Raw genomic sequence first — 13,294 nt, forward strand, 5'->3', positions numbered from 1 at the left:
CTCGATGTCTCATTCCAGCGCGTTCCTGGGGAGAGTCAAGACATACCGGGGCGTCGTTTCGCAAATTCTGGACCACCTTCTCCGGTCGCGCCGGTGGCCTCCTCGCCCGATCCCGTGCCGCGGCCGCCGTCAGGCGCTCTGGCGGCGCTCCGTTGGACGGCGTCCAACCAGCCCGGGTGGTGTCTGGCCGCCCAGTCGCGGTCGACGCGGCCGGTGAGCATCCCGCCGAGCGCCTCCGTATCCCGGAACGCCTCCCACAGGTGTCCCGCCACCACGATGACGATGAGGAGGAAGAGCCAGTCGTGCACGAACGTGGCGCCCGTGCGCCAATGGACCGGCCACGGGTCCGGGAACGTCAGCATCTCCCCGGTGCCGAGCATCAGCAGGATCGCGCCCGCCGTGAACGCCGCGTTCAGTTTCTGGCCGGCGTTGAACTTGCCCACGGGCAGGACACCCCGGCCGTGCCGCACGGCCCTGCGGTCGCCGCGCTTCAGCCACTCCCAGTCGTGCGGCGCGAACCTGTTGAGGTTGCGCAGGTCGGTCCGGAACGCCCTGGAGACGAGGCCGAGGACGATGGGGGCCGGCAACGCGAAACCGCACCACACGTGGACGGTCTTCACCAGTTCGCGGTGCCCGACCACCGTGGACAGCATCGGCAGGTAGAGCATGCCCGCCGTGACGAGGCACACCCCCATCAGCAGCGCGGTCACATGATGGATCGCCCGTTCCGCCCGCGTGAACCGCAGCATCCACGCCGGCCGTGCCGCCCCGGGACTGGCCGGTTCGGGGTGCAGGGCGTCATGTGGGTGCATCGTCACGTCCGTTCGACCGGCCGACCCAGGCGTCCACGTCGTAGCCGAGGTCCTCCCAGTAGCCCGGCTTGACCTTGTCGGTGAGCTCGATACCGCTGAGCCACTTCAGGGACTTGTAGCCGTACATGGGCGCGACATAGAGCCGGGTGGGGCCGCCGTGGTCATGCGTGACCGGCTTGCCGTCCATCTGCGTCGCGACCAGGACGTCGCGGCGCCGCGCCTGGGCCAGCGTCAGCGACTCGGTGTAGGTGCCGTCGAACGACTTGAACCGGACGGCCTTGGCCTGCGGTGACACCCCCACCGCGTCCAGGAGGTCGGGGAGGGCGACGCCCACCCACCTCACGTCCGGCACCCGCCAGCCCGTCACGCATTGGAAGTCCTTGTCGAGGACCGTCTGCGGCAGCCGCGCCAGGTCGGCCATGCTGAACGCCTGAGGCTTGTCCACCAGGCCGCCCACGGTCACCCGGTGGGTGGCGACACTCTGCCGCTTAACGCTTCCGGTGACGGAGTAGTAGCGGAACCCTCCGGCCGCCGGGAGGACGTCCTGGATCCCGCCCACGGGCGCCAGGGCACGGTTCACCTTGTTCTGTACGGATGCCCCCACGGCGACCCCCGCGACGCCGAGGCCGAGCATCCCGAGCACGACCCGCCGCCCTACGGGACTGCCTTCTGCCGGCTCCTCGTTCACCTCTCCATTCGAGCACTGCGGCCTGCGAACCGCCAGGTTCCGGGCGTCCTCGTAAGACTTCTGACAGATTCGCGCCGCCGATGCCACCGCCGATGCCACCGCCGATGCCGCCGCCACCGACGACGACGCCACCGGCCGGGGGCCGCCTGTACCGGCCTACCGGCACCCGACGGCGGTCCTAAGCTGGCCCCATGGCCACGAAGGTTCACCTAGCACAGCGGCCCGAGGCCGACGAACTGCTGGGCCGCAGCCCGCTCGCCGCATTGGTGGGAATGCTGCTCGACCAGCAGATCCCGATGGAATGGGCGTTCTCGGGCCCGTACACGATCGCGCAGCGGCTCGGGACGGACGATCTCGACGCCCATGAGATCGCCGCCTGCGACCCGGAGCGGTTCGCGGCGCTGTTGTCGGAGAAGCCGGCCGTGCACCGCTACCCCGGTTCGATGGCCAAGCGGGTGCAGCAGCTGTGCCGGTACCTCGTCGAGAACTACGACGGGGACGCCGAGAAGGTGTGGAAGGACGCGGCCGACGGCAAGGAGCTGTTCAAGCGGCTGAACGGGCTGCCCGGCTTCGGCAGGCAGAAGGCGCAGATCTTCCTGGCGCTGCTGGGCAAGCAGTACGGGGTCCAGCCGGAGGGCTGGCGGGAGGCGGCGGGCGCGTACGGCGAGGAGGGCTCGCACCGGTCGGTCGCCGACATCACCGGCCCGGAGTCGCTGGCGAAGGTGCGCGCCTTCAAACAGGAGATGAAGGCCGCCGCCAAGGCCGGTAAGTAGCGCCGGCGGGTAAGGGCGCGCCGGACACAAAAACGGTCTTTATCGTCTTTTTGTCCACCAAAACGGGCGGAGGGTGACCGGAACGGCCGGCGACCGGAAACTCGCCGAAGCTGCGGAGTTGGCCGCCCATCCCGCCCCGGGCGCCGTAACATCGCCTACTCGCCCTCCTCATGGGGCCGCGTCCGGCGTCCCGTAGGAAGGCGTCCGAATCCCGCGCCGTCGCATGGGAGCACAGAGACAAGGATGTCCTTCAGGGCTTCCGTAGGCGGCGAACCACCGGGATGATGAATACCTGACTCCGACCGGTGTTGTGATGGAGGCGGGAGCGCTAGCCTGCTCCCATTCACTCATAGTGATGAAAACTTGCCGCGCGGTACGGGACCCTCTGGGGCGGAGGTGTTGTCCATGAGCACCGAGACGTCCGTGCCCCAACCCCGCGTCTCAGGGGTGGAGGGACAGCCCATGGATGCGTCCGACTCCGCGCTGTACGCGACCCTGCTGAAAGAGGCTCCCGGCGGCCTGGCGTTCTTCGACGGCGACCTGCGCTGCCGCAGGGCCAACGACGCGCTCGCGGCGCTGCTCGGCGTGGACGTCCGCGACCTGCAGCGGCGGCGGCCCGCCGAGGTGCTGCCCGAGACCCTGGCCGGCGCGTTCGAGACGGCGCTGCGCACGGTGCTCGCCGAGGACCGCCCGCTGGCCGACCTCGACCTCGTCGTCCCCGCCGACGGGGAGCCCGGACGCGCGGCCGGGCCGTCCGCGGTCGCCACCGCCGTCGAGGAGCGCATCCTCGCCTGCACGTGGCTGCCCGCCCGCGGGTCCGGCGGCGAGCGGCTCGGCGTGGTGCTGACCGCACTGGACGTGACCGAGCGCCGCCGCGCCGAGGAGGTCATCCGGCGCAAGGAGCAGCGCTACCGCTCGCTCGTGGAGGCCAGCGCCCAGGTGGTCTGGGTGGCCGCGCCCGGCGGCGGCGTGATCGACGACGCCCCGGAATGGCGCGCGATCACCGGCCAGGCCCCCGAGGACTACGCCGTCGGCGGCTGGATGGCGGTCGTCCATCCCGAGGACCGTCCCCGCATCGAGGCGGCCTGGCGCGACTGCGTCGCGGACGACCGGGTCTTCGAGACCAACTACCGGATCCGCACCAAGAGCGGCACGTACCGGCACTTCGACGTGCGGGCCGTCCCGATCCGGCGCGGTGACGAGGTCATCGAGTGGGTCGGCGCCAACACCGACGTCACCGGCCAGCGCGAGGCCGAGGAGATGCGCGGGCGGCTGACCGAGCAGCTGTCGGCCGCGGCGCTGCGCACCGCGCGGCTCCAGCAGGCCACCTCGATGCTCGCCGAGGCGCTGACCGTCTCCCAGGTCGTCCAGGTGATCACCGAGGTCGGGCGGTCCGCCATCGGCGCCGACTACTCGGCCGTGGCGTTGCTGGACGACGACAAGCTGCGCCTCAGCATCGTCACTCCGTCCCAGCCCGGCGCGGAGGGCGACGCCCGCCCGGCCTCCCGGGACGACATCAAGGTCGCCGACCAGACCGTCATGTCGGTCGCGGTGCGCGAGAGCCGCCCGTTCCTGGCCGAGCATCCCGACAGCCTGCGCCTGCAGCTCGGCCGCGACGAGAAGGAGCTGTTCGCCCAGCATCCGGAAGAGCGCGCGTGGGTGGGCCTGCCCCTGCTGGCCGCGGGCGCCCCGATAGGCGCGCTGCGCTTCTCCTTCACCCGGCCCAGGGAGATCACCGAGGAGGAGCGGGTCTTCCTGGAGGCGCTCGCCGGGCAGTGCGCCCTGGCGGTGGAGCGCGCGCTGCTGTTCGAACGCGAGCACCGGACCGCCGAGGAGCTCCAGCGCAGCCTCCTGCCGAGCGACCTCCCGCAGCTGCCCGGGATGGTGCTGGCCGCCCGCTACAACCCGGCCACCCGCCATGTCCAGGTCGGCGGCGACTGGTACGACGTCTTCCGGCTCCCCGACGACCGGCTCGCGGTCGCGGTGGGCGACGTCATGGGCAAGGGCGTGCTCGCCGCGGCCGGAATGGGACGCGTCCGCAACGCGCTGCGCGCGCTCGCGCTGAACGACCCGCGGCCCGCCGCGGTGCTCGCCGGACTCGACCGGCTGTTCAGCGCCACCGAGGACGAGGAGCAGTTCACCACGGTCGCGTACGCGGTCATCGACCCCGAGACGGGCCGCGGCGCCTTCAGCAACGCCGGCCACCCGCCGCCCCTGCTGATCTCCCCGGACGCCCCCGCGCGCGTGAGCACGCGGGAGCCCGGCACGCCGCTCGGCTGGCCGAGCCAGCGGCAGCAGACAAGTTTTTCCATCGAGACCGGCAACACTGTGGTCTTCTATTCCGATGGACTTGTGGAGAACCGTAGGCGTGGGGTGGACGCCGGGCTGGAGGAACTCGTCGCGACGGCCGCGGACGCCCCACCTGAAGTGGTAGGAGATCCAGAAAGACTCGTCGACTTCCTGGTCGATCGGATGCTTGCCGGGTACGAGCAGGTAGACGATGTGACCGTGCTCGCCCTGCACGTCCCGCCCAAGTCCAGGTGAAACCCGAGTGAAGCCCGTCGCAGACGGTGAGAAGTCGGTCCCGCCCGTACGAAGGACCGCCTCGCGCCCTCTAAGGTGGAGAGTTACCGGGTAGGACCTCAGGGCGGAATGCGCAGCAGTGCCAGAATGCTTGACCCAGTGAGAGCGGGTACGCTGCGGTCCCGCACCGGGAGGTCCGCCCAGTGTGTGGTCCCACCCAGTGTGAGGCCGGGCCCGTCAGGGCACTTGGGTCAACCAAGCCACACGTTCGTTCGAGAGGTATTTGTGTCGCCTGCTAGCTCGACCTCGAAAGCGTCAGATCTGCACGATCACGTCATCGCGCAACTGATCGAGCGTGGACGGTCCCAGGGTTACCTCGAAGCCGACGACGTACGCCGTACGTTCGAGGAGGCCGACATCCCCGTGTCGAAGGCCTCCAGCATTCTGCGGAGCCTCAGCAAGGAGGGTGTGACCGTGGTGGTGAGCGCTGCCGATTCCGCGGCGCCCAAGCGTTCGCGCAAGCGCGCGGCGCCGCCGGCGCGCAGGCCCAGGACCACCGCTGCCGCCAAGGAGCAGCCCGACACGGTGACCGCGGTCGTCGGCGACGACGCGGTCCCCGAGGACGCGCCGCGCACCGAGGCCCCGCGGCCCGCGGCGCCCAAGCCGGCTCCGCCCAAGTCCGCCAAGGCCAAGCCGAAGAAGGCCGCGCCCGCCAAGAAGGCCGCGCAGCCCGCGGAGGCCAAGGCGGCCGCCCCGGCCAAGAAGTCCGCCGACGACCCCGACCTCGACGACGAGGTCGACGTCGACCTCGAAGAGGACCTGAAGGACCTCGAGGTCGAGCTCGTCGACGAGGCGCCCGCCGAGGCCGAGGAGACGCCCGACGGCGAGGAGGACGAGGCCCCGGCCGCGCCCCCCGTCGCCGAAAAGGCCGCCCCCGCCGGCAAGAAGGGCGGCGACGCCCCGGCCGAGGAGGAGGGCTTCACCCTCGGCGACGACGACGAGGACGCGCCCGCCCAGCAGATCGCCGCGGCCGGCGCCACCGCCGACCCGGTCAAGGACTACCTCAAGCAGATCGGCAAGGTCCCGCTGCTCAACGCCGAGCAGGAGGTCGAGCTGGCCAAGCGGATCGAGGCCGGCCTGTTCGCCGAGGAGCGGCTGGCCGCCGACGGCCCCGCGCTGGGCGAGGAGGACCTCGAGGACTTCGAGTGGATCGCCGAGGACGGCCGCCGCGCCAAGAACCACCTGCTGGAGGCCAACCTCCGGCTGGTGGTCTCGCTGGCCAAGCGCTACACCGGCCGCGGCATGCTGTTCCTGGACCTGATCCAGGAGGGCAACCTCGGTCTGATCCGCGCGGTCGAGAAGTTCGACTACACCAAGGGCTACAAGTTCTCCACGTACGCCACCTGGTGGATCCGGCAGGCGATCACCCGCGCGATGGCCGACCAGGCCCGCACCATCCGCATCCCGGTGCACATGGTCGAGGTCATCAACAAGCTGGCCCGCGTGCAGCGCCAGATGCTCCAGGACCTGGGCCGCGAGCCCACCCCGGAGGAGCTGGCCAAGGAACTCGACATGACCCCGGAGAAGGTCGTCGAGGTGCAGAAGTACGGCCGCGAGCCGATCTCCCTGCACACCCCGCTCGGTGAGGACGGCGACAGCGAGTTCGGCGACCTGATCGAGGACTCCGAGGCGATCGTCCCGGCCGACGCGGTCAGCTTCACGCTGCTGCAGGAGCAGCTGCACTCGGTGCTCGACACGCTCAGCGAGCGCGAGGCGGGCGTGGTGTCGATGCGGTTCGGCCTCACCGACGGCCAGCCGAAGACGCTGGACGAAATCGGCAAGGTGTACGGGGTGACCCGGGAGCGCATCCGGCAGATCGAGTCCAAGACCATGTCGAAGCTGCGCCACCCGTCCCGCTCGCAGGTGCTGCGGGACTACCTCGACTGACACGTTCTTCTCACCGTGAAGGCCCCCGTCCGGCGGACGGGGGCCTTCACGGTGGCGCGTCCGGGCGTCCGGGCGTCCAGGCGGCCGGGCGCGTGCGCCGTCCGTCAGGAATGCAGGATCACGTCGAGGTTCGCGCCGTTCAGCTCGGCCGTGTGCCCGAGGCCGGTGACGGCCTTCAGCAGCTCCTCGGGCGTCGCGGGGTCGGCGCCCGTCCTGATCAGGTCATGGGCGATCGCGCCCCGGGTGGCCTTGGCCATGTGGCTGACGACCGTCCGTTCGGGCGCGCCGTCCACGATCCGCTCGCGGAAGACGCGGACCGCGACGGCGGGCCCGGGGGCCTTCCAGGCCGACGCGTACGGTCCGGAGCGCATGTCGACGATCAGCCCGTCCAGGTCGAGCGCCTTGCGCATCACCGGCCGCCAGAACGTCCCCAGACGGCCCACGGGCGGTAGCGACACCGACATGGACAGCCGATACGGCGGGACGCGGTCGGTGAGCCGCAGCGCGCCCCACAGGCCCGAGAAGACCACGATGTGTTCGGCGGCGGCCCGCGCGTCCAGGTTCGGCAGGTCCAGGTTGTCGTAGAGGACGCCCGTGTACAGCCGTGCCGCGGGCAGCGCGGGCGCCTCGCGCAGTGCCCTGTTGCGCTCCAGGGCCTCGTCGATCTGCCCGGCCGGCAGCCCGAGGACCTCCGGCGCGTCCTTGCGGCGGGACGCCCTGGCCAGGGCGGTGATGACCCGCCTGCGCGCCGCGGTCAGCCCCGGGAAGCTCAGCGAGGCCGGGTCGAGGGGCGGCCCGTCGCCCTCGGTAGCCTTCTTCTCCGACGGCGGCAGCAGGATGTGCACGTTCCCCCCGAAAGCGGTGTTCTCTGGTGACGGGTGTTTCTTGATGGCGGGTGTTTCTTGATGGCGAGGTACTCGACGGTCCAGGGGCCACGGGACCTCGACCGGCTCGTGGCCGAGGCCTGGCCCGCGCGGTCCGTCCAGGATATTGGGGGCTGGCTGCTGCGCCACGCCGACGGCGTCACCAAGCGGGCCAACTCCGTCCTGCCCCTGGGCGTTCCTGAGGACCTCGATGAGGCCCTGCGGCGGACGGAGCGCTTCTACGGCGAGCGCGGCCTGCCTGCGGTGTTCTCCATGAGCGAGCGCGCGCGGCCGGACGGGCTCGACGCGGTCCTGGAGGCGCGGGGCTACGAGGTGGTCGATCCGACGCTCGGCATGGCGGCCGACATCGACGGCCCGTACGAGCGGGACGGTGTGGAGATCGCGGACGAGCCGTCCGCCCGCTGGCTGGACGTCTGGTGGTCGGTGGACGGCCGCTACGACGACCAGTTGCCGACGGCGGCGCGGATCCTGACCGGCGTCCCGGCGGGGTACGCCTCCCTCGGCGGTGTCGCCGTGGGGCGGGGCGTCCCCCAGGGCGAGTGGCTGGGGATCTACGCGATGGCGGTGTCGCCGGAGGCGCGCCGCCGGGGGCTGGGGCGGCGCGTCCTGCGCGCGCTGCTCGGCTGGGGGCGCGAGCAGGGCTGCGAGCGGGCGTACCTGGTCGTCGTCGAGCGGAACGCCGCGGCGCGGGCGATGTACGCGGCCGAGGGGTTCACCGAGTCGGGCGGATACCACTATCGCGTGAAGAGCGTCACGCCGGGGTGAGAAGGCCGGCGGCGCGGCGGTCCGCGCCACCGGCAGGCCATTTCATGGATACGCAGTGTGATGAATCGATCACTCACCGAATCCATTCGGTCATTGCCCGGGATGGGGTCCGATGGGACCGGCGACTGAAATGCGAACGGCGGTCACCGTCTCGGGTGACCGCCGTCCGCGGGCGTGCTATTTCGATGCCTGCCGCTAGTCGTCCACGGCGGCGGCCGGGGTTTCGTTGAGCCTGTCGGTCTCATCCTGAATGTCGGCCCCGTTGGCGCGCAGGGCCTCCGTGTACTTACGCCCGTGGTGGGCGCAGAACAGAAGGTCGCCGCCGCCTACAAGGACCGCACGGACGTAGGCCTGAGCGCCGCAGCGGTCGCACCGGTCGGCGACGGTCAGCGGCTTGGTCGGGGCAAGGGCTCCAGTCACGGCACCTTCCTCATGCTCGGGGTCGGTACTTAAGACAACATCTAACCCGACGTGGACGTTCCCAACCTGGTTCTTCGTACGCCCACAGCGGAATGGCCCAATTAGTGACCGAGGTCACATCGGCCGGTTCGCGATTGTCACGCGGCGTCCCAGCGGAAGAGGCGCATGGCGACAAGGCCGCCCACCACCGCGAAACCGAGCAGGATTCCCATCTGCGGCAGCGCGGACATCGGCCCGAGGCCGCGGCCCATCACGTTCAGCATCCCGGTGTTCAGATACCGCAGCGGGAAGATGTAGGCCAGCGTCCGCATCCACGTCGGCGAGGCGTCCAGCGGGAAGAACGAGCCGCCGAGGAACGCCATCGGCAGCACCACCAGTTGCGTCACCGCCTGGGCCGTCTCCTGCGTCTTCGCCCACGCGCCGATCACCATCCCGATCGCCAGGAAGGCCAGCACCCCCGAGAGCACCATGGGGATGGCCATCCACCAGTAGTGGCCGAGCTTCAACCCGAACACCGGCAGCTGCGCCACCGCCACGAACAGCCCGAACTGCACGAGCGCCACCGCCAGGCTCACCGCGACCCGCGCGGCGAACACCGTGGGCACCGGCGCCGGGGACAGCTGGAGGCGGCGCAGGATGCCCTTCGTCCGCCACGTCACGAGCGTCTGGGACGCCCCGAACACGCCGGCCGACGCCAGCGCCCAGCCCAGCAGGCTCGGCGTGAAGAACTGGATCGCCTTGAGCGAATCGTCCTCCACCTGCCGCGCGGCCACGCGGTAGGCGGGCGGCTTGCCGGTCGCCGCCTGGTTCGCGCCCTGGACGATCGAGTTCATCAGGCCCTGCACGGTCCCGGACTTCACCTGGTCGGCCGCCGAGTAGTGCACGACCAGCTGGTTCCCGACCTGCTCCACCGCCGCGTCCGCGTCGCCCTTGGTGACCTTGTGCAGCGCGCCGTGCCTGTCGGAGGTCCTGGACAGCTTCATGGTGTCGCGGAGCTCGCCGCCCCCGTGCGCCATCGCCCCGTCCAGGATCGACACCCGGCCGATCTCCAGCACCTTCACCTTGGAGGTGCTCTGGTGGCCGAACACGCCGCCGAAGATCACCAGGAACATCAGCGGGAACAGCACGGTGAAGAACAGCGCGCCGCGGTCCCGCCGGAAGCCCAGGAACATCGCCCGGGACAGGCTCTTGAAACTCTCCAGTGTGCTCACGCCCTGTACTCCCGTCCGGTGAGCTCCAGGAAGACGTCCTCGAGGGTGGCGCCGCGGATCTGCACCCCGTCCAGCGCGTCCTTGGCGGCCATCGCCGCCACCACCGCGGAGGGGTCCCGGGTGGAGATCGTCAGCGAGACGCCGTCGTCCTCGGCGTCGTCGGCGCCGGGCAGCCGGCGCGCGTCGGCCTCGGTCAGCACGCCGCTGGCGATGCTGATCCGGGCCGGCGCGTCCAGCCCGCGCACCAGCACCGCGGGCGGCCCGAGCCGCAGGATCCGGCCCGAGTCCATGATCGCGACGCGGTCGCACAGCATCTCGGCCTCGTCCATGTAATGCGTGGTCAGGACGATGGTGCGGCCCTCGGTGTTGATGGCGCGCAGCACGTCCCACAGGTTGCGCCGGGCCTGCGGGTCCAGCGCGGCGGTCGGCTCGTCCAGGAAGACCAGCTCCGGGTCGTGCACGAGCGCGCACGCGATCGACAGCCGCTGCGCCTGCCCGCCCGACAGCTTCTCCACCCGCACGTCCGCCTTGTCGGCGAGCCCGACGGTCTCCAGCATCGCGTCGGCCTTCTTCGCCGGGACGCCGTACAGCGACCCGAACGTCCGCAGCTGCTCGCGCGCGGTGAGCCGCTCGAAGAACGACGACGCCTGCAGCTGCACGCCGATCCGGGGGAGCAGCCGCGGGTTGCGCGGCCACGGGGGGAGACCGAGGACCGAGACCGTCCCCTCGTCGGCCTGCCGCAGCCCCTCGACGATCTCCAGGGTCGTCGTCTTGCCGGCCCCGTTGGGCCCGAGGATCCCGAAGAACTCGCCCTCGTCGACGGCGAACGTCACCCCGTCCACCGCGTTGACGTCCCCGTAGCGCTTACGGAGGCCGCTGACCTCGATCGTTTCTGCCATGGGCAGGACATTAGGGAAGCGCGGCGGGCCGGGGCACCCACCCATAGGTGGACGTTGCGGCGGTCCACCCCCGGTTGGGGGAGAATCGGACGGACCGCGGGGGACCGGCGGGGGAGATCGTCCGCGCGGGCGTGCCGGAACGGCCGAGGCGGCGAGCCCTTCGAACGTTTGTCGGTGCCCGGGGGTACCCTCTTGCCGAATGTCCTACCCCCGAGGAGCACACGCAGTTGACCGCCGCGACCGCCGAAGCGATGACCGATGACCCGCACGGCTACTCCGCCCGGCACCTCTCGGTGCTGGAGGGGCTGGAGGCCGTGCGGAAGCGACCCGGGATGTACATCGGGTCGACCGACAGCCGTGGCCTGGCGCACTGCCTGTGGGAGATCGTCGACAACTGCGTCGACGAGGCCCTGGCCGGGTACTGCACGCACATCAGCGTGACGCTGCGCGCGGACGGGTCGTTCGAGGTGGGCGACAACGGCCGCGGCATCCCGGTCGACCTCGAGCCGAAGACCGGCCTGCCCGGCGTGGAGCTGGTGATGACCCGGCTGCACGCGGGCGGCAAGTTCGGCGGGGTGTCCTACACCGCGTCCGGCGGCCTGCACGGCGTCGGCGCGTCCGTGGTCAACGCCCTGTCGGCCCGGCTGGACGTGGAGGTCGACCGCGAGGGCCACACCCACGCGATCAGCTTCCGGCGCGGCCTGCCCGGCGAGTTCGCCGACGACGGCCGCCCCAACGCCCGGTTCAAGAAGAAGTCGGGGCTGCGGCAGACCCGCAAGGTCGCCAGGAAGGTCACCGGCACCCGGGTGCGGTTCTGGCCCGACATGCAGATCTTCCTCCAGGACGCCACGGTCGAGCAGCCCCTCGTCATGGACCGGATGCGGCAGACCGCCTTCCTGATCCCGGGGCTGACGATCGACGTCCGCGACGAGCGCGGCGAGGAGGTCGTCGAGGAGACGTTCCGCTTCGACGGCGGCATCAGCGAGTACTGCACCTACCTCGCCAAGGACGCCGCGCTCGTCGAGGTGCTGCGGCTGCAGGGCCGCGGGCACTTCACCGAGACCGTCCCGGTACTGGACGACCAGGGCCACCTCACGCCCACCGACGTGGAGCGCGACCTCGAGGTCGACGTCGCGCTGCGCTGGGGCACCGGCTACGACACGATCACCCGGTCGTTCGTGAACGTGATCGCCACCCCGAAGGGCGGCACCCACCTGCGCGGCTTCGACCGGGCCGTGCTCAAGGTCGTCAACGAGCAGCTGCGCGCCACCCGGCTGCTGAAGAACGGCGACGAGGACGTCATCAAGGAGGACGTCCTGGAGGGCCTGACCGCGGTGGTGACGGTCCGGCTGCCCGAGCCGCAGTTCGAGGGGCAGACCAAGGAGGTCCTCGGCACCTCCGCGGCCACCCGGATCGTCTCGCAGGTGGTCACCCGGGAGCTGAAGGAGATCTTCGAGAACCCGCCGCGCGGCCAGAAGCAGCCGCTGCGGGCCGTGCTGGAGAAGATCGTCGGGGCGGCCAAGACCCGGATCGCGGCCCGCACCCAGCGCGACAACCAGCGCCGCAAGACCGCGCTGGAGAACTCGGCGCTGCCGGCCAAGCTGGTCGACTGCCGCAACGCCGACGACCGCAGCGAGCTGTTCATCGTCGAGGGCGACTCGGCGCTCGGCACCGCCAAGCTGGCCCGCGACTCCGAGTTCCAGGCGCTGCTGCCGATCCGGGGCAAGATCCTCAACGTGCAGAAGGCGTCCGTCGCGGACATGCTGAAGAACGCCGAGTGCGCCGCGATCATCCAGGTGATCGGGGCCGGGTCGGGCCGCACGTTCGACATCGACGCCGCCCGCTACGGCCGGATCATCCTGATGGCCGACGCCGACGTCGACGGGTCGCACATCCGCACGCTGCTGCTGACGCTGCTGTTCCGCTACATGCGGCCGATGCTGGAGGCGGGGCGGGTGTTCACGGCGGTCCCGCCGCTGCACCGGATCGAGCTGGTCAAGCCCAGGAAGGGCCAGGAGAAGTACGTCTACTGCTACAGCGACGGCGAGCTGACCCGCAAGCTGGTGGAGTTCGAGCGCAAGGGCCAGCGCTGGAAGGAGCCCGTCCAGCGGTACAAGGGCCTCGGCGAGATGGACGCCGACCAGCTCGCGGAGACCACGATGGACCCGCGCCACCGCATCCTGCGCCGGATCCGGGTGGAGGACGCCGACGAGGCGGCGAAGATCTTCGATCTGCTGATGGGCAGCGATGTGGGGCCGCGCCGGGAGTTCATCACCGCCGGGGCCTCCGAGCTGGACACCGAGCGCATCGATCTCTAGCCGCACCGGTCTGTAGGCGCACGGATCTGTAGGCGCACGGATCTGTAGGCGCAC

General features: G+C 70.9%; 11 protein-coding genes. 5 read left to right on the forward strand and 6 right to left on the reverse strand.

Annotated elements, in window-relative coordinates:
* Positions 1–35: 35 nt before the first annotated feature.
* Both ACA514_RS35225 and ACA514_RS35230 read right to left on the reverse strand, forming a co-directional pair.
* Entirely contained in the window at positions 36–812 is a 777-nt protein-coding gene (locus ACA514_RS35225; RefSeq protein ID WP_375045598.1) for a cytochrome b/b6 domain-containing protein, read from the reverse strand.
* Positions 799–1,500 carry a molybdopterin-dependent oxidoreductase gene (locus ACA514_RS35230; RefSeq protein WP_375045599.1) on the reverse strand — a complete coding sequence of 234 codons (702 nt, stop codon included), beginning with the start codon at positions 1,498–1,500 and terminating at the stop codon, positions 799–801. Before ACA514_RS35230 ends, ACA514_RS35225 begins: the two co-directional genes overlap by 14 nt.
* Positions 1,501–1,691: 191 nt before the next feature.
* Here ACA514_RS35230 and ACA514_RS35235 point away from each other — a divergent pair, with 191 nt between their 5' ends.
* From ACA514_RS35235 to ACA514_RS35245, 3 genes are all read left to right on the forward strand, one after another.
* Positions 1,692–2,273, forward strand: a complete 582-nt coding sequence (locus tag ACA514_RS35235) for an HhH-GPD-type base excision DNA repair protein (protein ID WP_375045600.1) — start codon at positions 1,692–1,694, stop codon at positions 2,271–2,273.
* Positions 2,274–2,735: 462 nt separating this feature from the next.
* Entirely contained in the window at positions 2,736–4,817 is a 2,082-nt protein-coding gene (locus ACA514_RS35240) for a SpoIIE family protein phosphatase (RefSeq protein ID WP_375045601.1), read from the forward strand.
* A gap of 264 nt (positions 4,818–5,081) precedes the next feature.
* Entirely contained in the window at positions 5,082–6,743 is a 1,662-nt protein-coding gene (locus ACA514_RS35245; RefSeq protein WP_375045602.1) for an RNA polymerase sigma factor, read from the forward strand.
* 104 nt (positions 6,744–6,847) lie between these two features.
* Here the strand turns inward: ACA514_RS35245 and ACA514_RS35250 are convergent, their stop codons facing one another.
* Positions 6,848–7,588: a YaaA family protein gene (locus tag ACA514_RS35250; RefSeq protein WP_375045603.1), complete on the reverse strand. Its 741-nt coding sequence runs from the start codon at positions 7,586–7,588 to the stop codon at positions 6,848–6,850.
* Positions 7,589–7,648: 60 nt separating this feature from the next.
* On the opposite strand from ACA514_RS35250, the gene ACA514_RS35255 reads away from it, so the two are divergent.
* Positions 7,649–8,392, forward strand: a complete 744-nt coding sequence (locus tag ACA514_RS35255; RefSeq protein WP_375045604.1) for a GNAT family N-acetyltransferase — start codon at positions 7,649–7,651, stop codon at positions 8,390–8,392.
* Between the two features lie 195 nt (positions 8,393–8,587).
* Here the strand turns inward: ACA514_RS35255 and ACA514_RS35260 are convergent, their stop codons facing one another.
* The 3 genes from ACA514_RS35260 to ACA514_RS35270 form a co-directional block, all read right to left on the reverse strand.
* Positions 8,588–8,812: a hypothetical protein gene (locus ACA514_RS35260; RefSeq protein WP_344263044.1), complete on the reverse strand. Its 225-nt coding sequence runs from the start codon at positions 8,810–8,812 to the stop codon at positions 8,588–8,590.
* Positions 8,813–8,949: 137 nt separating this feature from the next.
* Positions 8,950–10,023, reverse strand: a complete 1,074-nt coding sequence (locus ACA514_RS35265) for an ABC transporter permease (RefSeq protein ID WP_375045605.1) — start codon at positions 10,021–10,023, stop codon at positions 8,950–8,952.
* Positions 10,020–10,922 carry an ABC transporter ATP-binding protein gene (locus ACA514_RS35270; protein WP_375045606.1) on the reverse strand — a complete coding sequence of 301 codons (903 nt, stop codon included), beginning with the start codon at positions 10,920–10,922 and terminating at the stop codon, positions 10,020–10,022. The genes ACA514_RS35265 and ACA514_RS35270 overlap by 4 nt, the downstream gene beginning before the upstream one ends.
* A 227-nt stretch (positions 10,923–11,149) precedes the next feature.
* On the opposite strand from ACA514_RS35270, the gene ACA514_RS35275 reads away from it, so the two are divergent.
* Entirely contained in the window at positions 11,150–13,240 is a 2,091-nt protein-coding gene (locus ACA514_RS35275) for a type IIA DNA topoisomerase subunit B (RefSeq protein WP_375045607.1), read from the forward strand.
* The last annotated feature ends 54 nt before the right edge of the window (positions 13,241–13,294 follow it).

It is taken from the genome of Actinomadura sp. NTSP31 (assembly GCF_041951385.1).
Classification (GTDB): Bacteria; Actinomycetota; Actinomycetes; order Streptosporangiales; family Streptosporangiaceae; genus Spirillospora; species Spirillospora napierensis.